This is a genomic window from Nocardioides sp. (assembly GCF_025964975.1).
In the GTDB taxonomy this organism is placed as follows: Bacteria; Actinomycetota; Actinomycetes; order Propionibacteriales; family Nocardioidaceae; genus Nocardioides.
The window spans coordinates 1-25,179 of the sequence record NZ_JAOPXV010000027.1 but is presented as its reverse complement, the minus strand read 5'-3'; the positions used below and the strand labels follow the sequence as shown (position 1 = coordinate 25,179).

Annotated in this window: 20 protein-coding genes and 1 pseudogene; 4 read left to right on the top strand and 17 right to left on the bottom strand. The window is 70.3% G+C overall.

What is annotated here, in order from left to right; all coding sequences use genetic code 11:
• Both JWN68_RS02495 and JWN68_RS02490 read left to right on the top strand, forming a co-directional pair.
• The coding region (locus JWN68_RS02495; RefSeq protein WP_297734189.1) for an MMPL family transporter at positions 1-1,811 on the top strand (1,811 nt) is incomplete at its 5' end.
• Between the two features lie 37 nt (positions 1,812-1,848).
• On the top strand, positions 1,849-4,419 hold the full coding sequence (locus JWN68_RS02490) for a bifunctional FO biosynthesis protein CofGH (protein WP_297734186.1): 2,571 nt from the start codon (positions 1,849-1,851) through the stop codon (positions 4,417-4,419).
• Here the strand turns inward: JWN68_RS02490 and JWN68_RS02485 are convergent.
• From JWN68_RS02485 to JWN68_RS02465, 5 genes are all read right to left on the bottom strand, one after another.
• The gene (locus JWN68_RS02485) at positions 4,413-5,681 is read right to left on the bottom strand and encodes an endonuclease/exonuclease/phosphatase family protein (RefSeq protein ID WP_297734183.1); all 1,269 of its coding nucleotides are present in this window, start codon (positions 5,679-5,681) and stop codon (positions 4,413-4,415) included. The genes JWN68_RS02490 and JWN68_RS02485 overlap by 7 nt on opposite strands.
• Positions 5,682-5,758: 77 nt before the next feature.
• A complete protein-coding gene (locus JWN68_RS02480) occupies positions 5,759-6,454 on the bottom strand; it encodes a hypothetical protein (RefSeq protein ID WP_297734181.1) in 696 nt (231 codons plus the stop codon).
• A gap of 25 nt (positions 6,455-6,479) precedes the next feature.
• The gene (locus JWN68_RS02475; protein WP_297734179.1) at positions 6,480-7,751 is read right to left on the bottom strand and encodes a sugar ABC transporter permease; all 1,272 of its coding nucleotides are present in this window, start codon (positions 7,749-7,751) and stop codon (positions 6,480-6,482) included.
• On the bottom strand, positions 7,744-8,568 hold the full coding sequence (locus JWN68_RS02470) for an ATP-binding cassette domain-containing protein (protein WP_297734176.1): 825 nt from the start codon (positions 8,566-8,568) through the stop codon (positions 7,744-7,746). The genes JWN68_RS02475 and JWN68_RS02470 overlap by 8 nt, the downstream gene beginning before the upstream one ends.
• Positions 8,568-9,671: a substrate-binding domain-containing protein gene (locus JWN68_RS02465; RefSeq protein WP_297734173.1), complete on the bottom strand. Its 1,104-nt coding sequence runs from the start codon at positions 9,669-9,671 to the stop codon at positions 8,568-8,570. The genes JWN68_RS02470 and JWN68_RS02465 overlap by 1 nt, the downstream gene beginning before the upstream one ends.
• A gap of 178 nt (positions 9,672-9,849) precedes the next feature.
• On the opposite strand from JWN68_RS02465, the gene JWN68_RS02460 reads away from it, so the two are divergent.
• On the top strand, positions 9,850-10,995 hold the full coding sequence (locus JWN68_RS02460) for an ROK family transcriptional regulator (protein ID WP_297734170.1): 1,146 nt from the start codon (positions 9,850-9,852) through the stop codon (positions 10,993-10,995).
• Positions 10,996-11,015: 20 nt separating this feature from the next.
• The gene (aceB, locus tag JWN68_RS02455; RefSeq protein ID WP_297734167.1) at positions 11,016-12,623 is read left to right on the top strand and encodes a malate synthase A; all 1,608 of its coding nucleotides are present in this window, start codon (positions 11,016-11,018) and stop codon (positions 12,621-12,623) included.
• On the opposite strand, the gene JWN68_RS02450 is transcribed toward aceB, so the two are convergent.
• The 12 genes and pseudogenes from JWN68_RS02450 to JWN68_RS02395 form a co-directional block, all read right to left on the bottom strand.
• On the bottom strand, positions 12,556-13,953 hold the full coding sequence (locus JWN68_RS02450) for a guanine deaminase (RefSeq protein ID WP_297734164.1): 1,398 nt from the start codon (positions 13,951-13,953) through the stop codon (positions 12,556-12,558). The two genes, aceB and JWN68_RS02450, sit on opposite strands and share 68 nt — an antisense overlap.
• Before the next feature lie 21 nt (positions 13,954-13,974).
• On the bottom strand, positions 13,975-14,790 hold the full coding sequence (gene xdhC / locus JWN68_RS02445; RefSeq protein ID WP_297734161.1) for a xanthine dehydrogenase accessory protein XdhC: 816 nt from the start codon (positions 14,788-14,790) through the stop codon (positions 13,975-13,977).
• A gap of 1 nt (position 14,791) precedes the next feature.
• Positions 14,792-17,149: a xanthine dehydrogenase molybdopterin binding subunit gene (gene xdhB, locus JWN68_RS02440; RefSeq protein ID WP_297734158.1), complete on the bottom strand. Its 2,358-nt coding sequence runs from the start codon at positions 17,147-17,149 to the stop codon at positions 14,792-14,794.
• Positions 17,146-18,561: an FAD binding domain-containing protein gene (locus JWN68_RS02435; protein WP_297734155.1), complete on the bottom strand. Its 1,416-nt coding sequence runs from the start codon at positions 18,559-18,561 to the stop codon at positions 17,146-17,148. The genes xdhB and JWN68_RS02435 overlap by 4 nt, the downstream gene beginning before the upstream one ends.
• A 110-nt stretch (positions 18,562-18,671) precedes the next feature.
• The gene (locus JWN68_RS02430; protein WP_297734152.1) at positions 18,672-19,502 is read right to left on the bottom strand and encodes a bifunctional allantoicase/(S)-ureidoglycine aminohydrolase; all 831 of its coding nucleotides are present in this window, start codon (positions 19,500-19,502) and stop codon (positions 18,672-18,674) included.
• Positions 19,499-20,833 (bottom strand): allantoinase AllB, encoded by a 1,335-nt coding sequence (allB, locus tag JWN68_RS02425; protein ID WP_297734149.1) that lies wholly within the window; start codon positions 20,831-20,833, stop codon positions 19,499-19,501. The genes JWN68_RS02430 and allB overlap by 4 nt, the downstream gene beginning before the upstream one ends.
• The gene (gene uraH, locus JWN68_RS02420) at positions 20,823-21,143 is read right to left on the bottom strand and encodes a hydroxyisourate hydrolase (protein ID WP_297734146.1); all 321 of its coding nucleotides are present in this window, start codon (positions 21,141-21,143) and stop codon (positions 20,823-20,825) included. The genes allB and uraH overlap by 11 nt, the downstream gene beginning before the upstream one ends.
• Positions 21,143-21,652 carry a 2-oxo-4-hydroxy-4-carboxy-5-ureidoimidazoline decarboxylase gene (uraD, locus tag JWN68_RS02415; protein ID WP_297734143.1) on the bottom strand — a complete coding sequence of 170 codons (510 nt, stop codon included), beginning with the start codon at positions 21,650-21,652 and terminating at the stop codon, positions 21,143-21,145. Before uraD ends, uraH begins: the two co-directional genes overlap by 1 nt.
• Positions 21,649-22,509 carry a factor-independent urate hydroxylase gene (gene pucL, locus JWN68_RS02410; RefSeq protein WP_297734140.1) on the bottom strand — a complete coding sequence of 287 codons (861 nt, stop codon included), beginning with the start codon at positions 22,507-22,509 and terminating at the stop codon, positions 21,649-21,651. Before pucL ends, uraD begins: the two co-directional genes overlap by 4 nt.
• A 3-nt stretch (positions 22,510-22,512) precedes the next feature.
• Positions 22,513-23,775, bottom strand: a complete 1,263-nt coding sequence (locus JWN68_RS02405) for an aldolase (RefSeq protein WP_297734137.1) — start codon at positions 23,773-23,775, stop codon at positions 22,513-22,515.
• A gap of 50 nt (positions 23,776-23,825) precedes the next feature.
• Entirely contained in the window at positions 23,826-24,146 is a 321-nt protein-coding gene (locus tag JWN68_RS02400; RefSeq protein WP_297734134.1) for a hypothetical protein, read from the bottom strand.
• Positions 24,147-24,157: 11 nt separating this feature from the next.
• Positions 24,158-25,179, bottom strand: a pseudogene (locus tag JWN68_RS02395) (Na+/galactose cotransporter); the annotation flags it as partial.

Sequence of the window (25,179 nt, the reverse complement as noted above, 5' to 3'; positions counted from 1 at the left end):
CGGTGATCAGCCCCGCCACGGCTGAGCAGGTCGGGTTCCCGGCCATCTCGGAGAACGGTGAGGTCGCCCAGACGGTCGTGACCTTCGACCTCGGTTCCGAGGGCTGGAACGAGATGCCGCGCATCGCCGACGAGCTGCAGGACATCGCTGACCTGGACGGTGGCGAGGTCTACGTCGCCGGTGTCGGGGGGTCGGCGGCCGACTCCGCCGAAGCGTTCGGGGGCATCGACACCACGCTGCTGGGGGCCACCCTCGGCATCGTCGTCCTCATCCTGCTGTTCACCTACCGCAGTCCCATCCTGTGGATCCTGCCGATCGGCAGTGCCATCGTGGCCCTGTTCGTCTCGCAGGCCCTCATCTACTTCCTGGCTAAGTACGCGGACCTCACCGTCAACGGGCAGTCCTACGCGATCCTGACGATCCTGGTGATCGGCGCCGGCACCGACTACGCCCTCCTGCTCGTGGCGCGCTACCGCGAGGAGCTCCGCCGCCACGACGACCGGCACGAGGCGATGGCGTTCGCCCTCCACCGGGCCGCACCCGCGCTCTTCGCCAGTGCGGCGACCGTGGCGCTCGGGATGCTCTGCCTGCTGTTCGCCGAGATGAACTCGACGGCCGGGCTGGGCCCCGTGGCAGCCATCGGCATCGGAGTGACGTTCCTCGTGATGATCACCCTGCTCCCTGCGCTCCTGGTGATCACGGGCCGGTGGATCTTCTGGCCGCGCCGCCCGGGCTTCCGCTCGGCCGAGCCCACCGAGAACGGTCTGTGGGCCAAGGTGGGGCGCGGGATCGTGCCGCGGCCCCGTCAGGTGTGGGTCGTCACCTCGATCCTGCTCGCCATCGCCTGCCTCGGACTCCTGCGCCTCGACACCAACGGGTTGGCCACCGAGGACTCCTACACCAAGGAGTTCCAGTCGATCACCGGCCAGAAGGCGCTGGTCGACGCAGGGCTGATCGACCAGTCCAACACCGTGATGGTGGTCGCCAACGCCGGCACCGAGGACGCCGTCACCGAGGCCCTCACCGGCCTCGACAACGTCCAGCCGCCCAAGCCCGCCGTCACGTCAGGTGATGTCGCCTTCGTCGAGGCGGCGATCGGGTCCGATCCCGCGTCGCCCGAGGCGTTCGAGACCGTCGAGAGGGTGCGTGACGCCGTGCATGCGGTGGACGGCGCAGATGCCCTCGTCGGCGGCAACTCGGCGTTCTACCTCGACACCAAGGACGCCGCCAACCGGGACAACCTGGTGACCATCCCGATCATCCTGCTGATGGTGTTCCTGATCCTGATGGCGCTCCTGCGCTCGGTGCTGGCCCCGGTGATCCTGATCGCGACCGTCGTGCTGTCCTTCGGCGCCGCCCTCGGCATCTCGGCGCTGCTCTTCGACTACGTCTTCGGCTTCGAGGGCTCGGATCCGGGCTTCCCGCTGTTCTCCTTCGTGTTCCTGGTGGCGCTCGGCATCGACTACAACATCTTCCTGATGACGCGCGTGCGGGAGGAGACGATGCACTACGGCACCCGGAAGGGAGCGCTGGTCGCGCTCACCTCGACCGGTGGGGTGATCACGTCGGCCGGTCTCGTGCTCGCCGCGACGTTCCTGGTCCTGGGCACCATCCCGGTGGTCTTCTTGGCACAGCTCGGCGTGGCCGTCGCCCTGGGTGTCATCCTGGACACGATGATCGTCCGTTCGGTGCTGGTGACCGCGATCAACATGGACCTCGGGGGCAAGATCTGGTGGCCCAGCAAGATCGACAGCGACGACAGTCCACTCACCGTCGCCGAAGCCGAGAAGCCGCTCGAGACCGTTCACTGACCCGCGGGTCGTGGCACGGCGTCGCCGTGCTGTGACAATGGCCCGCATGGAGGTCACCGCCACCCAGGTCCGTCGGGCGCTCGCGCGTGCCGAGCGGGGCGCCGCCCTCGACGTCGAGGAGGCAGGTGCCCTGCTCGCCGCGCGCGACGAGCAGCTGGATCGTCTGTGTGCGGTCGCCGCCCGCGTGCGCGACGCCGGGCTGGTCGCCGCCGGTCGACCGGGGGTGGTCACCTACTCCCCCAAGGTCTTCATCCCCATCACCCGGCTCTGCCGGGACCGCTGTCACTACTGCACCTTCGTCACCGTGCCGGCCAAGCTGGCCGCGCCCTACCTGTCCCCTGACGAAATCCTCGCGATCGCGCGCGACGGCGCGGCGCTGGGCTGCCTGGAGGCGCTCTTCACGCTGGGCGACCGCCCCGAGGAGCGCTGGCCCGAGGCCCGGGTGTGGCTGGACGAGCAGGGCTACGACTCGACCCTGGACTACGTCCGCGCCATGAGCATCCGGGTGCTCGAGGAGACCGGGCTGCTGCCGCACCTCAACCCCGGCGTCTTGTCCTGGGAGGAGATGACCCGGCTCAAGCCCGTCGCACCCTCGATGGGGATGATGCTCGAGACGACGTCGCGCCGGCTCCACGAGACCCGGGGCGAGGCGCACTTCGGCTCACCCGACAAGGACCCGGCCGTTCGCTCCCGCGTGCTCGAGGACGCCGGCCGCCTGTCGATCCCCTTCACGACGGGGCTGTTGGTGGGCATCGGCGAGACGCTCACAGAGCGCGCCGAGACGATCTTCGAGCTCCGCCGCATCTCCCGGCTCTACGGGTCGATCCAGGAGGTGATCGTCCAGAACTTCAGGGCGAAGCCCGACACTGCCATGCGTCATACGGGCGACCTCGAGCTGGCGGAGTTCCGCGCCGCCATCGCAGTCACCCGGATCGTGCTGGGCCCGACCGCGCGGGTCCAGGCTCCGCCCAACCTCGTGGACACCACCGAGTGCCGCTCGCTGCTCGACGCCGGCATCGACGACTGGGGTGGCGTCTCGCCCCTGACCCCGGACCACGTCAACCCCGAGCGGCCGTGGCCCTCGCTCGGGCGGCTGCGCGCGGTGACCGCAGACGCAGGCTTCCAGCTGGCTCCCCGCCTGACCGTGCACCCGCACTACGTCCGGCAGCGCACGCCGTGGATCGACCCGCGACTCGACGCCCACCTCGACGCACTCGCGCTGCCCGACGGGCTCGCGCGCATCGGCGTACACCCCGTCGGACTGCCGTGGCAGGAGCCTGACGGCGGACTCGACGGAACCGGTCGCACAGACCTGCACAGCACCATCGACTCCACCGGCCGCACCTCGGACCGGCGCAATGACTTCGACAGCGTGTACGGCGACTGGGACTCGCTCCGCGATGTAGTCCGGCGGCAAACGGCTCTCGAGACGGCCGCAACACGACCGTCTGCGACCGGACTACCGACTACCGGTGGCGGACGTGACGCCGACGGCGTCGCCGCGCTCCGCGCCGCCGAGGCCCACCCCGGCAACCTGAGTGACGCCCACGCCCTCACGCTGATGACCGCCGACGGCAGCCTCCTGGAGGAGGTGTGCCGGCTGGCCGACGACCTGCGCCGCGCCACGGTCGGCGACGAGGTGACCTACGTCGTCAACCGCAACATCAACTTCACCAACATCTGTTACGTCGGCTGCCGCTTCTGTGCGTTCGCGCAGCGCAAGACCGACGCCGACGCCTTCTCCCTCTCCCTCGAGCAGGTCGCCGACCGGGCCCAGGAGGCCTGGGAGCTCGGGGCCACCGAGGTCTGCATGCAGGGCGGCATCGACCCGGAGCTCCCGGCGTCGGCCTACTTCGACCTCGTGTCCGACGTCAAGCAACGCGTGCCCCAGATGCACGTGCACGCCTTCAGCCCGATGGAGATCGTCAGCGGCGCCGCCCGCACCGGCCTGTCGGTCGAGGACTTCCTGATCAAGGCGCGCGAGGCGGGGCTCGACACCATTCCGGGCACCGCCGCGGAGATCCTGGACGACGAGGTCCGCTGGGTCCTGACCAAGGGCAAGCTGCCGGCGAAGACCTGGATCGAGGTGGTCTCCACCGCTCACCGCGTCGGGCTCCGCTCGAGCTCGACGATGATGTACGGCCACGTCGACAACCCGCGCCACTGGGTCCAGCACCTGCGGGTGCTGCGGCAGATCCAGTCCGAGACCGGCGGCTTCACCGAGTTCGTACCCCTGCCCTTCGTCCACACCAGCTCACCGATCTACCTCGCGGGCGTCGCCCGGCCGGGGCCGACGCTCCGGGACAACCTGGCCGTCCATGCGATGGGCCGCATCATGCTCCAAGGCGCCATCGACAACATCCAGACGAGCTGGGTCAAGCTCGGTGTCGACGGGACGCGCGCGATGCTGCAGGCCGGGGCCAACGACGTCGGGGGGACGCTGATGGAGGAGACCATCTCGCGGATGGCCGGCAGCGAGCACGGCTCGGCAAAGACCGTCGCCGAGCTCGTCGAGATCGGGGCCGGCATCGGTCGGCCGATGGTGGAGCGGACGACCGTGTACGCCCGCCCCACCGCGAAGCCTGCGGGGCTCGACCAGCCTCAGTAGCGGACGTCCACCCACACCTGACGGTGGTCGGAGGTGGGGACCCCGGTCGGGCCGTAGAGCGCTCGGTTGAAGTCACCGGTCAGCCGGTAGAGCGGGTCGGCGTCGACGGGCCAGAAGATGCCGGAGCCGACAACCTTGGTGCCCTTCGACGGCAGCACGTAGTCCACCCGCAGGTTGCCCGGGCCGAAGGCACCCACGTCGCCGAAGTCGGCGGTGTCGAGGCGCGGGTCACCCTGGTGCGCGGCGTTGTTGCCACCCTGGTCGACCGCTTCCGCGCCACCCGACGAGCGGGGCAGCGGGTCGGTGATGCGCGGGTGGTCGAGAAGCTGGTCGATCGCGGCGTCGAGGGAGTCGCCGTCGACGGGGTCGGCGTTCTGGTCGCCGGCGATCACGAACCTCGAGCCCGGCCTCAGCCCGCCGCGAGTGCCCTCGTCGTCATAGATGTAGGCCGAGGCGCGGCGCGAGGAGACGTAGTCGGCCCAGAAGCGGATTTCGTCGTGGTTGCGGGTCCCGTTGCGATCCTCGACTCCGTCGAAGGTGGGCGGTGTCGGGTGGGACACCAGGAAGTGCACGGTCTTCTTCCCGATGTGGATCGGGACGTCCCAGTGCGACTTCGACGAGAGCGGGAGCTGCGCGAGCTCCGCCGGTGAGTACCAATCCGCTGGAGCCGCTGTTGCCGGGTCGTCGGGGAGCAGGGCGCCAGGCATGTCGTGCCAGCGGAAGTTCTGGAACGTGCGGACCCCTTCGGTGTCGATGGGGTACTTCGAGTAGACCACCATGCCGTACTGGCCCTCGAACAGGCCGAACCCGAGCGAGTCGTCACCGCCGGCCTGGGTGCCGGGAGCTCCCACGACGCCGTTGTTGTTGAGGTCGAAGCCGCTGGGCACTCCCGTGTTCGACGGAGCGATGTAGGCGTAGGGGTAGTCGATGGGCGCCGAGCCGTGGTGCGAGGCCTCGAGGTAGTTCTCGCGGAAGAGGTCGACCGCCGCCGGCGCGTAGTCGAACTCGTTGATGAGGAGCACGTCGGGACGGACCCGCTGGATGGTCTCGGCGACGTTCTGCGCCTGGACGTTGCCAGGAGTCGACAGGTCGTGCACGAGATCCCCCGCCGCGTTGCGGTTGAGGGAGGCGTTGAAGGTGGAGAACCGCACGGTGCGGTCCGCCTCGCGATCGGCATGGGCGACGGGAGTGGACACGAGTGGCGTCAGGACCAGCGGCCCGACGGCGAGAAGTGCGGCAGCGAGCAGGGGTGGGCGCAACATGGTGGGAACCTCCGAGTAGGTCGAGCGCTGAACACCCCCGAGCGTAGGCCCCCGACATGACGGTCGGGTGAACGCGATCAGACGAGACCGAGCTTGCCGCACCGCTCGGCCGTGTCACCCGAGCACAGCTCCTCGAGCGTCAGGGCACCCGCTGCCACGACGATGGAGGTCAGGTCCTGGACGTTCACCTCGACCGGCTCGAAGAGCCACGAGGGCACTCCCTCCGTGTCGACCGACCCGTCGACCGGTTTGCCGACGAGCTCGCCCACCGCGACCTCGGCGGCCCGGGTGCTGATCTGCGCCGCCGGGACGAACGTGAACGACTTGCGGTCGCGGAGGATGACCTCGCGCGCCGCCTCGAGGTCGCTCTCGGCACCCTCCGGCGGGTCCACCGGCTCCGTGAGGCCGACGAACAGGTCGGACCCCGGGACCAGCGTGCCGACGGCGAGGACCGGCACCTCGCCGGTCCGCTGGACCAGCGACTCGGCGAGCTCCGGATCGACTGCGTCGAGGATCACGACATCGGCACTTGCCGCGAGGGCCTGGTCGAGCTGGTCGGACTGGGTGTCGGCGTCACTCTCGGCGTCGTAGACCTTGACCGCGCAGCCTTCGCAGAGCTCCTCGACCCGGGACTCCAGCGCGTCCAGGTCCAGCGGCTGCTGGAGCTCGGCGCTCTGGTCCGCGACCAGGACGGCGATCACCGTGGGGTTCAACGACGTGCAGGCGCTCAGGCTCAGGACGAGCAGGCAACAGGCGAGGAGGACGCGGCACATGACCGGGCCATGGTGTCACCGCGGGCTAGCCACGACCACTCGACGCGCGTGCACGACGTGAGACCGAGTCGATTGCGACGGCCAGCAACAGCACGGCTCCCGTGACCATGAACCGGACCGAGGAGTCGACGTTGATGAGGTTGAGCCCGCTCTGGATCGCCTGCAGCACGAGGATCCCGAGCATCGCGGAGTATGCCGATCCTCGGCCACCGAACAGCGAGGTGCCGCCGATCACCGCGGCCGCGATGGCCGTCAGGTTGGTGTCGGTCGTGCCACTGGCCTGCGACACGCTGGTCTGCAGGCCGACTGCGAGCACGCCGCCGAGTGCGGCGAGGGTCGAGGTGAGGGCGAAGACCGAGAAGTACACGCGGTCGACCTTGATCCCCGAGCGCCTCGCAGCCTCTTCGTTGCCGCCGACCGCGAAGACGTGCCGTCCCCAGGTCGTACGCCGCAGCGCGAGGTCCATCAGGACGACGAGGACCACGAAGAACACCCAGAGGTAGCTCCAACCCCGGTCGATGTTGACGTAGTAGGTCAGCGCCAGCAGGCCCACGAGCATCAACAACGCCTTGACGGCCGTGAGGGCCAGGGGCGGCGAGCTCAGCTCGGCTGCGGTACGACGGCGTACGCCCCACACCTGGGTCGCGGCATAGAGCGCGACGATCGCCACCACGAGGATGTAGGAGACGGTGTCCGGGACGAAGCTCCGCCGGGCGAACTGCAGGAGCCCCGACTGGGAGGGGATGTTGATCGTGCCCTGGGTGCCCAGGACGAAGAGCAGCGCACCTTGGAAACCGAGCAGACCGGCCAGCGAGAAGACGAACGACGGCACTCCGAGCTTGGTGTAGAGCACGGCGTACACCGCCCCGATCGCCAGACCGACGGCGAGGGCAGCGAGGATCGCCACCACGATCGACTGCCCCTTGTTGACCAGCAGGACGGCCATCACCGCGGAGGCGAAACCGCTGACCGACCCCACCGAGAGGTCGATCTCCCCCAGGAGCAGCACCAGCACGATGCCGAGGGCGATCACGCCGATGGGTGCGGCGAACTGCGTGATGGACACGATGCTGTAGGAGGAGAGGAACTTCGGCTCCGCGCTGTAGAACGCGAGGCTGATGACGACGAGGCCGACCACCACGGGCAGGCTGCCGAGCTCACCGGACTTCAGGCGGTTGACGAAGAGGCGGGCGTAGCCGGCTGCGCCCTGGGTGCGGATCAGTCGCTCGTCGGCCAGGTCGGCCGCGACCGATGCAGTCGGGTCGCTGGCCTCCGTCATGGTCTTCTGGTCAGCCATGGTGGCCTCCGTCCGTCGTGGGGGTGGGTCCGCGGGACGCACGGGCGGCCACGACGTTGTCGGAGGCACCGGTGATGGCGGCAACGAGCTCCGCGGTCGTGGCGTCCTCGACCTTGAACTCAGCGGCGTTCTTGCCCAGTCGAAGCACGACGATGCGGTCGGCCACGGCCTGGACGTCGGCCATGTTGTGGCTGATCAGGATGACCCCCAGCCCCGTCTCGCGCAGTCGCTCGATCAGGTTGAGCACCTCGGCGGTCTGCGCGACGCCGAGCGCCGCGGTCGGTTCGTCCAGCATCACGATCTTGGGGCTGCCCACCAGGCTTCGGGCGATGGCCACCGTCTGACGCTGGCCGCCGGAGAGGGAGGCGATCGGGATCCGCACGCTCGGGATCTTGGCGGACAGGGTACGCAGCAGACGCCACGACTCCTTCTCCATCGCGACCTCGTCGATGAACGGACCTGAGGTCTTCTCCTGCCCGAGGAACAGGTTGGCCACCACGTCGAGGTTGTCGCAGAGGGCGAGGTCCTGGAAGACCGTGGCGATCCCGAGCGCCTGCGCCTCCGAGGGCCCGCCCACGGTGATCTGACGGCCGGCGAAGGTGATGGAGCCCTCGTCCGGGGTGTAGACGCCCGAGATGACCTTGACCAGCGTGGACTTGCCGGCGCCGTTGTCGCCGACCAGGGCGACGACCTCGCCCGCCCGGACGTCCAGGTGGACGTCCGAGAGGGCTTGGACGGCGCCGAAGCGCTTGGTGACGCCGGTCAGGGACAAGACGATGTCCCCGACCGGCGCCGGTGCTACCAATGCCTCGGTCATCAGGAGATGCCAGCCGCCTCGCACGCCTTGGCGTACTCGCCGGTGCAGATGTCCTCGGCGGAGTAGAAGCCGTCGGCAATGACGGTGTCGGCCACGTTGTCCGCCGTGAGGACGGTCGGGTCGAAGATGTACGACGCCACGCCTTCGTAGTCGCTCTGGTCGATCCCGGTGTCGGTGCTGGTCGGGACGTCGTCGCCGTTGGCCAGGGCCACGGCGACCTCGGCCGCGGTCTCGGCCTCGATCGGGATGGGCTTGTAGATGGTCATGGCCTGCTCGCCGGCGAGGATCCGCTGGATCGCGGCGATCTCGGCGTCCTGGCCGGTGATGGGAGGCAGGGCGTCCTGCGCGACCCCGCCACCGGTGAGTGCGGCGACGACGCCGCCGGCCTGTCCGTCGTTGGCAGCGTAGACACCGTTGATCTCCGACGGGTCGTACTTGGCCAGCTGGTCGCTGACGAAGGACTGCGCGTTCTCCGGGCTCCAGTCAGGGTTGTCGTACTCCTCGAGGATCTTGATGTTCGAGTCGTCGAGCACGCTGTGCGCGCCGGCCTTGAACTGCGCCGCGTTGGGGTCGCTGGGGGCACCGTTGAGCATCAGGATGCTGCCCTCGCCGCCCATCGCCTCGACGAGCGCCTCAGCCTGCATCTGGCCGACGGTCTCGTTGTCGAAGCTCATGTAGTAGTCGGCCTCGGCGATGAAACGGTCGTAGGCGATGACCTCAGCGCCGGAGTCCTGCGCCGACTGGACCATGCCGCCCGCTCCTGCGCCGTTGACCGGGTCGAGCACGATGACGTCCGCGCCCTCGGAGATGGCGGTGTCGACCTGCTGCGTCTGCTTGGCCTCGTCCTGGTCAGCGTTGTAGTAGAGGACCTCACAGTCCGAGCACAGTCCGGAGACTGCCTCTTCGAACAAGGGGCGGTCGAAGGCCTCGTAGCGCGTGGTCTTCGACTCGGGCAGCAGCAGGGCGATGACCTTGCTGTCGCCGCCACCGTCGCCGGAGTCGCCGCCGGACTCGGCGTCGTTGGCGCCGCAGGCGGTCAGGCCGCCGGCACCGAAGAGAAGTGCAGCACCGATGGCGGCGATGCGAATGGACGTACGGGACATGAAGACTCCTGAAGGTGCCGGGGCTCGTCCTACAACGGGCCGGGTGACGGTGGGCCTAGTGTGCTGAGTCACAGGGTTTGCCGTCAAGACTTGAATGCTAACTCGTTATATTTCGAACATTGTGCAGTTTTGTCGCCTGTCTTGACGACAAGACACCCTTTCCCGCACAGTTCCCTTCATGCCCCCATCCCCCGGCTCGACCGCATCGCTGCGCTCGGCCAATCAACAGCGGGTCGTGGGCGTGCTCCGCGCGGGTGGGACGGTGAGCCAGGCCGACATCGCCCGGCAGACCGGCCTGGCACCGGCGACCGTCTCCAACATCGTGCGGCAGCTCACCAACGCCGGCCTCGTCGAGGTCGAGCCCGGCAGCGGTCGCCGCGGCACCACCGTCGAGCTGGCCCGGGCGGCCGGCCTCGTGGCCGGCATCGACTTCGGGCACAGTCACGTCGCCGTCGCGATCGGCGACCTGACCGGCCAGCTGATCGTGGAGCAGCGACGGCGCATTGACTCAGGCCACGCGTACGCCTCAGGCCTGGACCAGGCTGACGTGATGGTGGACGCCCTGCTGGCAGCGGAGGGGCTCGAGCGCAGTGCAGTACGCACCATCGGTCTCGGCCTGCCCGCGCCCATGACGAACGGCGTCGTGCGCACCTCGGCCATCCTGCCGGGCTGGGTGGGGGTCAACGCCCAGACCGCAGCTCAGGAGGCACTCGGCGCCGTCGTCCACACCGAGAACGACGCCAACCTCGGCGCGCTGGCCGAGCACCGCCAGGGCGTCGGCCGCGGCCATGACTCGTCGGTGTTCGTCAAGGTGTCCTCCGGTGTCGGAGCCGGCATCGTCCTCAACGACCAGATCTTCCACGGCCACGGCGGCACCGCCGGGGAGATCGGTCACCTCACCCTCGACGAGAACGGACCGGTGTGCCGGTGCGGCAGCCGGGGCTGCCTGGAGGCCTACACCTCCACGGTCGCGCTGCAGGGGATGATGCAGCTCCAGCTGCCCAACGCGGGATTCGACGACATCGTCGCGGAGGCCCGCAACGGCAACGTCTCCGCGCTGCGCGCTCTCGAGGACGCCGGGCTGCACCTGGGTTGGGCCATCGCCAGCATCGTCAACCTGCTCAACCCTGCGATCGTCGTCGTGGGAGGTGACATGGCCCGGGCCGGCGCCCTGCTGCTCGAACCGGCCCGGATCGGGCTGCGCCGCCACGCGCTCGACGCTGTGGCCTCCACCCCGGTCCTCTCCTCCGAGCTCGGCGAACGGGCCTCCCTGGTCGGTGCCGTGCTCATCGCGGCCGAACGCACGACCGTGCTGACCGACTGACCGGGCGCTACGGTGACGCCATGGCCACCCTTGGTGTCACCGGTCCCACCGTCCCGCGGTCCGAGGAGATCCTCACCCCCGAGGCCCTCGCCTTCATCGCCGACCTCGACGCGCGGTTCCACGACCGGCGCGACGAGCTCCTTGCCGCGCGGCGGACCCGCCGCGACGTGATCGCCCGCACCGGCAGCCTTGACTTCCTGGCCGAGACGGCCTCGGTCAGGGCGGACAGCTGGACGGTCGCGCCGATTCCCGACGACCTGGCCGACCGCCGCGTCGAGATCACCGGGCCGACCGACCCCAAGATGGCGATCAACGCCCTCAACTCGGGCGCTCGGGTGTGGCTGGCCGACCTCGAGGACGCCAACACCCCGCACTGGCGCAACGTCGTGGGCGGCCAGCTCACTCTTCGTGACGCGGTCCGAGGTCAGCTCGCCTACACCTCCCCTGAGGGCAAGCAGTACGCCCTGGCCGAGGGCGGCCAGCGCCCGGTGATCGTGCCGCGACCACGGGGGTGGCACTTCGACGAGGCTCACCTCAGCCGCGACGGCCGGCCGGTGGTGGCCGCCCTGGTCGACTTCGGGCTCTACTTCTTCCACAACGCCCGCGAGCTGCTCGCGCGAGGCAGTGGCCCGTACTTCTACCTGCCGAAGCTGGAGTCCCACCTCGAGGCCCGGCTGTGGAACGACGTCTTCACCCACGCCCAGACCTCCTTGGGCGTCCCGCACGGCTCGATCAGGGCCACCGTGCTCATCGAGACCATCACCGCGGCCTTCGAGATGGACGAGATCCTCTACGAGCTGCGCGACCACATGGCCGGGCTCAACGCGGGTCGCTGGGACTACCTGTTCAGCATCATCAAGAACTTCCGCGACGCCGGGTCGAGGTTCACGCTCCCCGACCGCAACGCGGTCCGCATGACCGCGCCCATGATGAAGGCCTACAGCGACCGGTTGGTGCAGACCTGCCACCGCCGCGGGGCCTTCGCGATCGGCGGCATGGCGGCGTTCATCCCGAGCCGGCGTGACGCCGAGGCCAACGAGCTCGCGTTCGCCAAGGTGCGGGAGGACAAGACCCGCGAGGCCCAGGCAGGCTTCGACGGATCGTGGGTGGCGCACCCCGACCTGGTCGCGCTGTGCGCCGACATCTTCTCCGAGACCCTCGGGGAGCGCAGCAACCAGCTCGACGTACGCCGCGAGGACGTGTCGGTCGAGGCCGACGACCTGCTGGCAGTCGACCAGACCCCCGGCGAGCGCACCGAGGAAGGCTTGCGCGGCAACGTCCGGATCGGCATCCAGTACCTCCAGTCCTGGCTCTCCGGCAACGGGGCGGCCGGCATCGACAACCTGATGGAGGACGCAGCCACGGCCGAGATCTCCCGCTCGCAGGTGTGGCAGTGGATCTTCACGGGCGCCACCCTCGACTCCGGCGAGGTCGTCACGCGCGAGCTGGTCGAGCAGATCGTGGAGGAGGAGTACGCCGCCCTGCGCGACGTCGTCGGAGCGGACGCGTTCGAGTCCGGACACTGGGCGGACGCTCGACGACTGTTCGCCGAGTCCGCCCTCAGCGACGAATTCCCCGACTTCCTGACACTGCCGGCATATGCCGTCGTGCTGGCGTCAGGGGACTGACCGGCCGCAGCAGACCACCAGAGGCGATCTGCTCGCCGGCGATCCACACGTCGGCCACGTCGGCGTCACCGGCCAGGGCGAACACCTTGCCCAGCGCCTCCTCCGGCGAGCCGGCATGCCGGAGCCCGATGTCCAGCGAGGTGCCGGCAGGGGGACGCAGGCAGATCGCGTCGAACTGCTTCCCCTCGGAGAAGTCACCGATGACCTCCCCGAGTCCGAGGGCAGCCGCGCCCGCCGAGGTGCTGAGGTGCAGGAGGTGGCCGGGTGCCAGCGGGAGACCCTGGTCCCCGAGCAGCCGCTGGACGAAGTAGGCCTGGAGGCCCTCCTTGAACAGCGAGAAGCCGGTGCCAGCCCCCACGTCGCTGCCGAGGGCCACCGGCACGCCCGAGGCCACGTGCCGTCGCAGGCTGAACAGGCCCGAGCCGAGGGCGGAGTTGCTGCTCGGACAGTGCGCGACGGACGTCGACCGGTCGGCCAGCGCGGCCAGCTCGGCGTCCAGGGGATGCACGTTGTGGGCCAGGACCGACCGTGGCCCCAGCAGCCCGTGGTGGTCGTAGGTGTCCACGTAGCCCGACCGCTCGGGGAACTGGCCCCGGACCGTTGCCACCTCGATGAGGTTCTCGTTGACGTGCGAGGTGAAGAAGGCCCCCTCGACCTCGCTCATCACCGACGCGCAGGCGGCAAGGATCGGGTCCGAGGCGGAGAGCGAGAAGCGCGGCGTCACCGCATATCTGGCGTGGCCGACGCCGTGCCAGCGCGCAGCCAGGGCCAGGGACTCGGCGTACGCACGCTCCGGGGTGGTGAGCAGCGGCTCGGGCAGCATCCGGTCGCTCACGACCAGGCCGCTCGTCACGCGCAGCCCGAAGTGTGCCGCCCGGGCGAACAGCGCATCCATCGCGGGCGCGAAGTGGGAGCCGAAGACCAGCGAGGTCGTGGTTCCGGCCGCGATCAGGCCGGCCACGAACTCGCCCGCGATCGTGGCCGCGTAGTCGGGCGAGGCGAGGTGCTGCTCCTCCGGCAGGGCGCACCGGTCCAGCCACTCGAGCAGCGGCATCCCCAGCGCTCCGATCACGCGGACCTGGGGGAAGTGCACGTGCGTGTCGACGAGCCCGGGGAGCAGGATCCCGGCGCGCAGGTCGATCACCGTCGCCTGCGGGGAGGCTGCGGCCATGGCCGCGAACGGCCCCCGTGCGGTGATGACGCCCTGCGCCGACACGACCAGTCCGAGGTCGTCGTCGTAGCGGAAGCCCGGACGTGCCAGTCCGTCGGTGAAGGGGTTGTCGGGGGTGTCGTAGGCGCGGGCGCGGTACAGCACCTCGCCCGGGATCATCGGGCGCTCATCGTGGGTGCTTCATGCGTCGGTCCGCGACCGCGCAGCGGCGAACGACGCGAGCAGTTCGGCGGCCACCGAGACCGCGATGGTGGCCGGTTCCTTGCCGGCCACGGCCGAGGTCCCGATCGGACTTCGGATCCGGCCGATCGCCTCCTCGTCGTGACCCTCCGTCACGAGCCCGGAGCGGAACCGCGCCCATTTGGCCCCCGAGCCGATCAACCCGATGCTGCCCAGCTCGCGGCAGCGGAGGGCGGCATCGCACAGGGCGAAGTCCTCGGCGTGGTCGTGCGTCATGACCAGGACGTGGGTCCCCGGCGGCACCGCGCCGAGGGCGAGCTCGGGCACCGGGGAGTGATGGACGCGCAGACGTGCCTCACCGTCGGCCAGACAGCCCAGCCGCTCGTCGGTCAGCTGGTTGGCACGGGAGTCGACGAGGTGCAGGTCGAGGTCGTGCCGGGCCAGGATCCGAGCCAGCTCGAGCCCCACGTGACCGACCCCGAAGATCGCGACCGAGGGTACGACCGGGAGCGGCTCCAACAGGACGCTGACCTCGCCGCCGCAGCACTGACGACCGTGGTCGGTCCGTGCCTTGTCGGTGAGTCCGAGGGTCAGCTGCTCGGCCGACGCGACGCCGGTGTCGAGCATCACCCGCGCCCGGGCGACCGCGGTCTCCTCGAGGTTGCCCCCGCCGATGCTGCCCCACGCGCGGTCGGCGGCCACGACCATCTTGGCGCCCGCCTCGCGTGGCGCGTGCCCGCGCGTCGCGGCCACGGTGACGAGCACCCCGGCACGCCGCTCGTTCCGGAGCAGCTCGATCGCCGCGATCCAGCGCATGTCAGGCCTCCACCGATTCGTGGGCGGCCTGCTCGGACCGCGGGTGCAGGGCAGGCGCGGCCGGGTCGGGTCGGTCGGGAGCGGCACCCGGCAGCCCCACCACGACGTGGTCGGCACCGCCGCTCCGAGCGCGATCGGCCGCCCAGAACACGGCTTCGGGAGTGGCTGGGGAAGCCAGGTCGACGCTGGTGCCGGGAGTCCCGAATGCCGCGGCGGCCTGCCGCAGCGCCTCCCGGACCGACAGCGCCAGCATCAGCGGGGGTTCGCCGACCGCCTTCGAGCCGTAGACCACGCCGTCCTCGTGCGCGTGCTCGAGCAGAGCGACGTTGAACACCTCGGGGAGCTCGCTGAAGCTGGGCAGCTTGTAGGTGCTGGCGGACTGGGTCGTGAGACGGCCGCGGCCGGGTCCGTCGGACTCGTCCCAGCGCAGGTCCTCCAGCGTGAGCCAGCCCTGGCCCTGGACGTACCCACCCTCGATCTGGCCGATGTCGATGAGCGGCGAGAGGCTCTCACCTGCGTCGTGGACGATGTCGACCCGGCGCACGCGGTAGCTCCCGGTGAAGCCGTCGACCTCCACCTCGGTGGCGGCCACGCCGTAGGCGAAGTACTTGAACGGATGCCCCTCCATCGCGGTGGAGTCCCAGTGGAGGCCCTCGGTCCGGTAGAAGCCGGCCGCCCACAGCTGGACGCGGCTGAAGTAGGCCTCGCGGACCAGCTCGTCCCAGGTGATGTCCCGACCGACCTCCCGGTCGCCCGCGAGCCCGGTCAGCCGCACGAGGATCTGCTCGCACGCGTGCTTGATCGCGCCCCCGTTGAGGTCCGCACTCGAGCTGGCGGCGGTCGCCGAGGTGTTGGGGACCTTGTCGGTCCGAGTCGGCGCGAGGCGCACCCGCGCGAGGGGGACGCCGAGGGTCGTGGCGGCGACCTGGAGCATCTTGGTGTGGAGGCCCTGGCCCATCTCGGTGCCGCCGTGGTTGATCAGCACGGACCCGTCCTTGTAGACGTGCACCAGGGCGCCGGCCTGGTTGAAGGCCGTGAAGTTGAACGAGATCCCGAACTTCACCGGCGTCATCGCCAGGCCACGCTTCGTGTGCGGGTGCGCGGCGTTGAACTCGGCGATCTCTGCGGACCGGCTGGCGATCTGGCCGGTCGACACGACCTGGTCCCAGGCGGCGAGGATCCGCTCAGGATGGCGCACGACCTGGCCGTACGGCGTCGCCTGGCCGTCGACGTAGACGTTGCGGCGACGCAGGTCCAGCGGATCGATCCCCAGCAGTGGTGCGCAGCGGCCGAGGACGTCCTCGACCACCAGCATCCCCTGCGGGCCGCCGAAGCCGCGGAACGCCGTCTGCGACGTCTTGTGGGTCTTGGCCACGCGGCCGTGGAGCAGCACGTGCGGGATCCAGTAGGCGTTGTCGACGTGGCACAGGGCCCGCGCCAGCACCGGCTCGCTGAGGTCGAGGCTCCAGCCGCCGTCCGAGGTCAGCGTCGCCTCGAGTGCCATCAGCCGGCCCTCGTCGTCGAAGCCGACGCGCCACTGGGCGTGGAAGCCGTGCCGCTTGCCGGTCAGGGTCATGTCGTGGGTCCGGCTCAGGCGCAGCCTGACCGGGCGCCCGGTCAGGGTCGCCCCCAGCGCTGCGATCGCGGCGAAGCCGTGCGGCTGCATCTCCTTGCCGCCGAACCCGCCACCCATCCGCAGGCACTGGACGGTGACGTGGTGGCTGGCGAGACCCAGCACGTGGGCGACGATCTCCTGGGTCTCCGTGGGGTGCTGCGTGCTGCTCTGCACGAACACCTGGCCGCCCTCGTCGACCAGGGCCAGAGCGGCATGGGTCTCGAGGTAGAAGTGCTCCTGCCCGGCCATCTCGGTGACGCCGCTGAAGACGTGGGCCGCCCCGGCCAGGCCGTGCTCTACGTCGCCCCGGCTGACGACGGGTTGTCCACCCTGGAAGCTCTCCGCGGCGATCGCCTCGGTGAGCGAGACGACGGCCGGGAGCGGCTCGTAGTCGACCTCGACCGCGGCCGCGCCGAGGCGTGCGGCCTCGAGGGTCTCCCCCAGCACCCAGCAGACGGCGTGACCGACGAACATCACCTCGTCGGGGAACAACGGCTCGTCGTGCTTCACCCCGCCGTCGTTGACGCCCGGGACGTCGGCGGCGGTGAGCACCCGGACTACCCCCTCGACCTCGTGCGCTGGGGCCGGGTCGAGGCGGGTCATCCGGGCGTGGGCGTGGGGAGAGCACACGGGATGGGCGTGCAGGACGTCATGGGTGCGGTGAACCAGGTCGTCGGTGTAGAGAGCGTGCCCGGTCACGTGCAGGGCCGCGCTCTCGTGCGCCACCGGGAGGCCGACGCTCATCGGACCGCCTCCGTCCACAGCTTGCGGAGCGAGTTGCCGAGCATCGCCGAGCGGTAGTCGGCGCTGGCCCGCTGGTCGTCGATCGGGGTGCCCTCGCCGTACAACACCTGCGCCGCGACCTCGACGGTCTCGGCGGTCCAGGGCCGACCCTCGAGCGCCGCCTCGGTGGCCAGCGCGCGGATCGGCGTGGCGGCCACGCCACCCAGCCCGATCCGCGCCCGCACCACGGTCTCGTCGACCACGTCGAGCGCGAAGCCGACGGCGACACTGGAGATGTCGTCGTAACGGCGCTTGCTGATCTTGTGGAACCCGGTCAGGCCGGCGAGCGGCAGCGGGATCCGGACCGAGCGGATGAGCTCACCGGGCCGGAGGACGGTCTCGCGGTAGCCGGTGAAGTAGTCGGCCAGCGCGACCTCCCGCTCCCCCTCGAGCGAGGACAGCACGACGCTGGCGTCGAGGGCCAGCAGCGCCGGCGGCAGGTCGCCGATCGGCGACGCGGTGCCGAGGTTGCCCCCGATCGTTGCGCCGTTGCGGATCAGCCGCGACGCGAACAGCGGCCAGAGCGTGTCGAGGAGCGGCACCGCTCCACCGAGTGCTGTCTCCGCCTCGCTGAGGGTGAGCGCGGCACCGATCTCGACGACGCCGTCGGTCGAGACCTGCCGCAATTCGGGAAGACGATCGATCGCCACGACGTACGGCGCCCGGCGACCGCGCAGGTTGGCCTCGACGCCCCAGTCGGTGGCCCCGGCGACCACCATGGCGTCTGGGTGCTCAAGCAGCAGGTCGAGTGCTTCGGCGAGGTCGGACGGGCGGGCGAACCCGCCTGCCGACCCGTCGAGCCGGGTGGCGGCCGGACCGGGGGCTGGCTGTCGCTGGCGCTCGGCCAGCGCGTCGTCCTCGTGCGGGGTGCCGATCGCCCTGGCGGAGTCCCGGATCGGGCGGTAGACGGTGCAGCGGCAGAGGTTGCCGCCCATGGCGTGCAGGTCGAAGCCGTTCGGCCCGTGCTCGGGGTCTGCGTGGTCGGTGTCGACCCGATCGGGGCGGTAGTACTCCGCGGCCATCGAGCAGACGAAGCCCGGGGTGCAGTAGCCACACTGGGAGCCACCACGCAGCGCCATCTCGCTCTGGACGGGGTGCAGGTCGTCCGGACGGCCGAGCCCCTCCGCGGTGACGACCTCCTGGCCGTCGAGGGCAGCGGCGGGGACCAGGCAGGCGTTGATCGGCGTCCACCGGCTCCCCGCGCCGTCCGGCCGCAGCACCATCAGGGCGCAGGCTCCGCACTCCCCTTCGGCACAGCCCTCCTTGGCTCCGGTCAGGCCGAGCCCGCGCACGAAGTCGAGCGCGTTGGTGTGGGTCGGCACGCCGGCGAGCGGCCGCGGCGTCCCGTTGACGAAGACCTGCGAGTCCGACATGTGTCTCCCTCACGCGGGCATGGTGCGCGGATCGCATGGTTCGTCAGACGCGGGCGCCGGTTGTCCATGCCGAACGACGATCCGCCGTTGGCCATGCTACGTGGTCCAGGTCACAAACGGGGATGCGGCGACAAGGTGGCGTGCCGGTTGACGTCCTTGTAGAGCAGATATCTGAACCGTCCCGGACCGCCGGCGTAGCAGGCCTGCGGGCAGAAGGCGCGCAGCCACATGAAGTCCCCGGCATGCACCTCGACCCAGTCCTTGTTGAGCAGGTAGACCGCCTTGCCCTCCAGGACGTAGAGGCCGTGCTCCATCACGTGCGTCTCCGGGAAGGGGATCGCGCCGCCGGGCTCGAAGTTCACGATGTTCACGTGCATGTCGTGGCGGGCGTCGAGCGGGTCGACGAATCGCTGCGTGCTCCAGGCCCCGTCGGTGCCGGGCATCGGCTCGGCGCGGACCTCGGTCTCCTGCGTCACGAACGCCTCGGGCACGTCGATGCCGTCGACGTGCTCGTAGGCCTTGCGGATCCAGTGGAAGGTGGCCGTCTCGGCACTGTCGTTGCGCAGCGCCCACGTCGTCCCCGGTGGCAGGAAGGCGTACCCGCCCGGTCCCATCCGGTGGTCGATGCCGGCGATCGTCAGGTGCACGGTCCCGTCCACCACGAAGAGGACGGCCTCGGCGGTCCGGTCGAGGTCGGGCTGGTCGCTGCCCCCGCCCGGGGAGACCTCCACGACGTACTGCGAGAACGTCTCGGCGAACCCCGACAGCGGCCGGGCGATCACCCAGGCGCGGGTGTTGCGCCAGTGCGGCAGCTGGCTGGTGACGATGTCGCGCATGGTGCCGCGCGGCAGCACGGCATACGCCGTGGTGAACACGGCCCGGTCCGTCGTCAGCTCGGTCTGCGCGGGCAGACCGCCGCGGGGCACGTAGTAGCCGGTCATCTCGACTCTCCTCTGCTCAGCATCCGACCGCGCGGAGCGGCATCCAGGTCGACCGGCACGCCGGCCAGCCAGGTCTGGCGGACGGTGCCGGTGAGCGTACGCCCGGCGTAGGCGGACACCGGGTTCTTGTGGTGCAACGCGGCCACGTCGACGACGAACTCCTCGTCCGGGGCGAACGCGCACAGGTCGGCGTCCGCGCCCACCGCGATCTCACCCTTGTCGGTCAGTCCGACCCTCCGGGCGGGGGCTGTCGCCATCCAGCGCACCACGTCGGCGAGGCCCAGGCCCCGGTCGCGGGCGGCGGTCCACACGACCGGCAGGCCCAGCTGCAGGGACGCGATCCCACCCCAGGCGTCGGCGAAGTCACCCGTCTCGAGCCGCTTGAGCTCGGCGGTGCACGGGGAGTGGTCGGTGACCACGTAGTCGATGTCACCGGTGCCGAGGGCTGCCCAGAGGGCGTCCCGGTTGGCCGCGTCGCGGATCGGTGGGCAGCACTTGAGCTCGGTGGCCCCGTCGGGGATCGCTCCGGACTCGAAGAAGAGGTAGTGCGGGCAGGTCTCCACCGACACGTCGACCCCGCCAGCGCGCGCGTCCCGCAGCATCGGGACGGCGCCCGAGGCACTCAGGTGGACGACGTGCGCGCGCCCGCCACTGGTGCGCGCTGCGTCGATGACCAGGGAGATGGCGCGCTCCTCGGCGGCGTCGGGACGGCTCTCGAGGAAGCCGGCGTAGGACTCACCGTGGGCGCAGGCCGCGACCGCATCGCCGTCCTCGGCGTGCACGAGCATCAGGGCGCCGAGTCGAGCGACCTCCGCCATGGCGGCGGTGAACTCGGCCGGCGTCAGGTGCGGGAACTCCTCGACCCCCGAGTCGAGCAGGAAGCACTTGAAGCCGAACACGCCGGCTTCGTGGAGACCACGGAGGTCGCCGAGGTTGCCGGAGATCGCGCCGCCCCAGAAGCCCACGTCGACGAACACCTGCCCGCCGGCCACGGCGCGCTTCTCGGCCAGGGCCGCGACCGTGGTGGTCGGGGGGATGCTGTTGAGCGGCATGTCCACGATGGTGGTCACGCCGCCGGCAGCCGCCGCCTTCGTTGCGCTGGCGAAGCCCTCCCACTCCGTCCGGCCGGGCTCGTTCACGTGCACGTGGGTGTCCACGAGCCCGGGCAGCAGCACCTCGTCCTCGGACAGCTCGACGACCTCGGCGCCGCCGGCGTCCACGTCGTACGGCGACAGGTCGGTGATCACGCCATCGCGGATCCGCACCGCGACGGCCGCCTCGCCGCCCCCGACCACGGCGCGACGGGCGCGGAGGAGAGTCTCAGCTGCCACGATAGGTCGAGTAGCCGAAGGGGCTGAGCAGCAACGGGACGTGGACGTGCCCGTCGGCCTGGATGGTGAACGCGACGAGCACCTCGGGGTAGAACCCCTCGACGCCGCGCTGGGCGAAGTAGCCGGCCGTGTCGAAGCGCAGGCGGTAGGTGCCCGGAGCCAGCGTGCCGCCACCCAGGTCCGAGACCCGTCCGTCGGCGTCCGTGACCGCCTCGGCGAGCTGCCCTCCGTCCCCTTCCAGCCTCAGGCTGACACCGGCCGCCGGCCGACCGAGGCTGGTGTCGAGGACGTGCGTGCTCAGCGTCGCCATCAGGACAACGTCTCCTTCATCCGCAGGACTGCGATCTGGGTCAGCTGGGTGATCGTCTCGGCGCGCTCGTCCTCGTCGCTGTTGTCCAACCGGAGCCGGAGCTGTTCCAGGATCTCGGCGGCGTCGCGGCCGGCCGCCCGGATGATGAACACGCGGCCGAAGCGCTGCTCGTACGCCCGGTTGCCCTCCTCCAGCCGTCGCGTGACCTCGGCGTCCTCGCGGTCGACCCCGGACTGCTCGCGGGTCGAGTGCTCGGCGTCGTGCAACGCCGCGTCGGCACGCTCACCGATCCGCGGGTGCCGGGCCAGGGCCTGCTCCAGCTCCTTGTCGGTGATGGTGGCTGAGGCCGAGACCATCGTGGCCTCGAGCTCGCCGACGTCGGCGAAGGGGCGAGTGACGGAGAGGAAGTCGGCCCAGCGCGGGACGTCGAGCCAGGTCCGCGCCAAGCGATAGGCCTTGTCGCGTTGCATGGCGTTGAAGGCCGCCAGGCCGGGTCGTCCGATGCTCATCGCCCCTCCCCATCGCGGGTCACGGTCGCCTCGATCAGCCCGTAGGGCCGGTCGGCGGCGATGAAGACCTCGCCGGGGTTGTCGAGCCCGAACGGCGACAGGTCCACCAGGTGGTGGTGCTTGTTGGGGGCCGTGAAGGAGATCTCCTCGATCTCGTCGTGCGCCTCCAGCACGGCCCGTCCCATGGCGAACAAGGTTTCCTGAAGAGCCCGGCTGTACGTCGTGGCGAACGTGGACAGCAGCAACGCCCGCACGTCGTCGTACGCCTTGTTCCACTCGACCTGGCCGTGGTCGGAGTAACGCCAGGTCGTGGTGAGCGAGGTGGCGAGGATGCGGTCGTCCGCCTCCGGCAGGGTCGTGTAGTCGTCGACCAGGAAGCCCTTGAACTCCGAGCCCGTGGACTTGAGCACCGTGAGGTCGGCGAGGCCGGAGCGGACGTGGGCACCGTCGGAGGACAGGTCGATCTCGGTGGTGCGCACCTCACCCCCACGGCGTACGAACGCGTGGTCGTGGCCCTCGCCGTCGACGGCGATCCGGTCCCACGCATATTCCTCGACGTCGACCAGTGCGCCCGTCGCCGCCGGGGTCGCCTCCAGGAGGCGCCGGGCGAGCGCGAGCGCATAGTCCTCGGGCGAGGTCACCCCGTGCTTCTTGGCGTAGGCGAAGGCGGTGTTCTTCTGGGTGTCGGTCGGCAGGACCTGCGACTGGTCACCGTCCACGTGCGCTGCGGCGAAGTCGCCGCGCAGCGCGGTCGAGACGTTGAGGTCACGGATCTCGTGGCGCGCGATGTCGCGGACGATCCGGACGACGCGATTCTCGGCCTTGCCGTACTGGTTGGGTCCCAGGATGATCCCCATCACTCAGCCTTCCTTCGTGGTGGTGCGGTGGGCGAGCGCGGCCAGCGCCCGGGCGTCGAGCCCGGCTGCTTCCTCGACCTCCGAGTCAGGGAAAGCGCCGCAGTCGAGGCCGCGGAGGAGGAAGTCGGCCAGAGCGCGGGCGGTCGCCGGCTCGTCGAGGACCCCGGAGGCCTGCTTCTCGACGTAGTTGCGGAGGCGGCCCGTCGCGGCGGCGAACCCACCGCGGTAGAAGGCGAACGTCGCCGCGAAGCGGGTCGGCAGCTGAGCGGGGTGCAGGTCCCAGCCCTGGTAGTAGCCCCGCTCCAGGGACCTCCGGACGAGCCGCAGGTGGTTGCTCCACCCCTCGCGGACCTCCTCCGGACCCCCCACCGGGAGCAGGTTGGTCGACCCGTCGGAGAGGCGCACGCCGGTGCCGGCGACCGCTGCCTGCATGACGGCCTTGGCGTGGTCGGCGACCGGGTGGTCCAGGCTCTGGTGGGCCGCGGCGATGCCGCAGAACGCCGAGTAGTCGTAGGTGCCGTAGTGCAGGCCGGTGCAGCGCCCATCCGACGCGTGAATCATCCGCGCCACCAGTGCGGTGCCGTCGGGACCGAGGATCGACTGCGGGGTCTCGACCTGGATCTCGAACCGCAGCGCCCGGTCAGCGAGGCCCAGGCCGGACTCGAGCCGCCCCGCTGAGTGGACGAGAGCCTCCACCTGGTCGACCGACGTCACCTTCGGCAGCGTGACCACGAAGCCGTCCGGGAGCGGTCCTCCGTCGGTCAGGGTCTCGACGAACGACACCAGCGTGCGGAGTCCGCGCCGCCGGCTCGGGGCCTCGAAGCTCTTGAAGCGGATGCCGTGCCCCGGCGGTGCGGTCCCGTCGGCGATGGCGTCGCGGAGGGCCAGCGCGGCGCTCTGCACGGCGCGGTCCTCCTCCTCGTCGGAGCGTGGGCCGTAGCCGTCCTCGAAGTCGATGCGGAGGTCCTCGATCGGCTCCCGTCCGAGCTTCTCGCGCACCAGCTCCAGCAGGGCCTCGTCACCGTCGAGGAGCTCGAGCAGCACAGACTCGTGCTCCTTGACGAAGCGCAGCGCCTCATCGGCGTACGCCGTGACGATGCCCGCGTGGAAGAGGTCAGCGGGGACGTAGACGGTGTGGACGGGTTGTCGACCGGGTCGCACCCCGGGGTACTGCCGGGCCAGCGCGGCGTCGGCGGCCTCGAGCCGCTCGTCCAGCTCCTCGGCGATCCGGTCGAGGTCGAGGCCGACACGACCCTGAGGCTCCATGACCGCACCCTAGACCGATGATGCGACCAGACACCGCAGATGGTGCGCCATCAGGTGACGGGGGGTCGCCTTCGCTGCGGCGCAGGGCGCGTGGGGTCGTCGTCAGGCGCCTCGACGCCCGGAGGTACGACGATGGGGCGCACCTTCGCCCACGCGACGAAGCCCGCCCCGACGGCGAGAAGCGCGAGCCCGGTCCACAGGTTCGCGTTGACCCCGCCGGTCTTCTCAGGTTCGTGCTCGCCGAGGAGACCGGCCAGGGTCAGGATCACGCCGTACAGGCCCAGGAGGGCACCGATGATGTTGCGTATGTCGAAGAGGCCGGCCTTGTGCGGCTCGCCGGCCGTCTCGTCGGAGTCGGTCACGTCGGACATGGTGGCTCCTCTCAGAACAGGAAGTTGAGGGCGACGACCATCGCAAGCGCGATGCCGGCAAGTGGGGCGGTGCGCTGATACCAGGGCATCGCGGCCTCGTTCGGGTCGGTGCGGTCCTCTCGCGGGGTCTCGGAGTAGACCAGGCCCCGCAGCTCGGCGGCCGGCTTGGGCCTGGTCACCAGCGACACCACGATGCTGAGCACGATGTCGACGACGAAAGCGGTCGATGCCGCGAGGAACGCCACCCCTTGACCCGACAGCTCGAAGACTCCGGCCGCCGCCGTGCGGTCGACCGCGATCGCCGACAGCGTGCCGGCCACCAGGCCCATCCAGCCGGCTGTGGGTGTCATCCGCTTCCAGAACATGCCGAGGATGAACGTCGCGAAGAGCGGTGCGTTGAAGAACCCGAACAGCGTCTGGAGATAGGTCATGACGTTGTCGTAACCGAGGGCGATCTGGGCGGTGAAGATCGCGATGCCCGTCGCAGCGACGGTAGCCAGACGCCCTATCCGCAGGTAGTAGTCGTCCGAGTGGTCCTTGCGGATGTAGCGCTGCCACAGGTCGTAGGAGAAGACCGTGTTGAAGGCGGAGATGTTGGCCGCCATGCCGGCCATGAAGGCCGCGAGCAGGCCGGCGATCGCCAGCCCCAGGAGCCCGTTGGGAAGGACGTCGCGCATCAGCAGCAGCAGCGCGTCGTTGTAGGCGACCCCTTTCCCGGACGCGCCACCCTCGGGACTGCCGCCGTTCTTGAGGTCGACCATCTCCTGGACGAGGACCGCCGAGATCATGCCGGGCACGATCACGATGAAGGGCACGAACATCTTCGGGAACGCGCCGATGATCGGGGTCTTGCGGGCGGCGGAGATGGAGTCGGAGGCCATGGCCCTCTGCACCTCGACGAAGTTGGTCGTCCAGTAGCCGAAGGACAGGACGAAGCCGAGTCCGAAGACGATGCCGATGACCGACAGCAGTGGGGAGTCGAAGCCGGAGAGCGCCTCCCCGGGCCAGGCGTTCAGCTGCTGCGACGCCGGTG

What these genes read in the sequence shown, in the direction of transcription:
- JWN68_RS02465 (WP_297734173.1), bottom strand. Translation starts at nt 9,671, where the DNA reads ATGTCCCGTACGTCCATTCGCATCGCCGCCATCGGTGCTGCACTTCTC.
- JWN68_RS02460 (WP_297734170.1), top strand. Translation starts at nt 9,850, where the DNA reads ATGCCCCCATCCCCCGGCTCGACCGCATCGCTGCGCTCGGCCAATCAA.
- xdhB (WP_297734158.1), bottom strand. Translation starts at nt 17,149, where the DNA reads ATGAGCGTCGGCCTCCCGGTGGCGCACGAGAGCGCGGCCCTGCACGTG.
- uraD (WP_297734143.1), bottom strand. Translation starts at nt 21,652, where the DNA reads ATGAGCATCGGACGACCCGGCCTGGCGGCCTTCAACGCCATGCAACGC.
- JWN68_RS02435 (WP_297734155.1), bottom strand. Translation starts at nt 18,561, where the DNA reads ATGTCGGACTCGCAGGTCTTCGTCAACGGGACGCCGCGGCCGCTCGCC.
- JWN68_RS02480 (WP_297734181.1), bottom strand. Translation starts at nt 6,454, where the DNA reads ATGTGCCGCGTCCTCCTCGCCTGTTGCCTGCTCGTCCTGAGCCTGAGC.
- JWN68_RS02475 (WP_297734179.1), bottom strand. Translation starts at nt 7,751, where the DNA reads ATGGCTGACCAGAAGACCATGACGGAGGCCAGCGACCCGACTGCATCG.
- JWN68_RS02400 (WP_297734134.1), bottom strand. Translation starts at nt 24,146, where the DNA reads ATGTCCGACGTGACCGACTCCGACGAGACGGCCGGCGAGCCGCACAAG.
- pucL (WP_297734140.1), bottom strand. Translation starts at nt 22,509, where the DNA reads ATGGGGATCATCCTGGGACCCAACCAGTACGGCAAGGCCGAGAATCGC.
- uraH (WP_297734146.1), bottom strand. Translation starts at nt 21,143, where the DNA reads ATGGCGACGCTGAGCACGCACGTCCTCGACACCAGCCTCGGTCGGCCG.
- aceB (WP_297734167.1), top strand. Translation starts at nt 11,016, where the DNA reads ATGGCCACCCTTGGTGTCACCGGTCCCACCGTCCCGCGGTCCGAGGAG.
- JWN68_RS02490 (WP_297734186.1), top strand. Translation starts at nt 1,849, where the DNA reads ATGGCCCGCATGGAGGTCACCGCCACCCAGGTCCGTCGGGCGCTCGCG.
- xdhC (WP_297734161.1), bottom strand. Translation starts at nt 14,790, where the DNA reads ATGCGCTGGATCGCGGCGATCGAGCTGCTCCGGAACGAGCGGCGTGCC.
- JWN68_RS02405 (WP_297734137.1), bottom strand. Translation starts at nt 23,775, where the DNA reads ATGGAGCCTCAGGGTCGTGTCGGCCTCGACCTCGACCGGATCGCCGAG.
- JWN68_RS02470 (WP_297734176.1), bottom strand. Translation starts at nt 8,568, where the DNA reads ATGACCGAGGCATTGGTAGCACCGGCGCCGGTCGGGGACATCGTCTTG.
- JWN68_RS02485 (WP_297734183.1), bottom strand. Translation starts at nt 5,681, where the DNA reads ATGTTGCGCCCACCCCTGCTCGCTGCCGCACTTCTCGCCGTCGGGCCG.
- JWN68_RS02430 (WP_297734152.1), bottom strand. Translation starts at nt 19,502, where the DNA reads ATGACCGGCTACTACGTGCCCCGCGGCGGTCTGCCCGCGCAGACCGAG.
- JWN68_RS02450 (WP_297734164.1), bottom strand. Translation starts at nt 13,953, where the DNA reads ATGATCCCGGGCGAGGTGCTGTACCGCGCCCGCGCCTACGACACCCCC.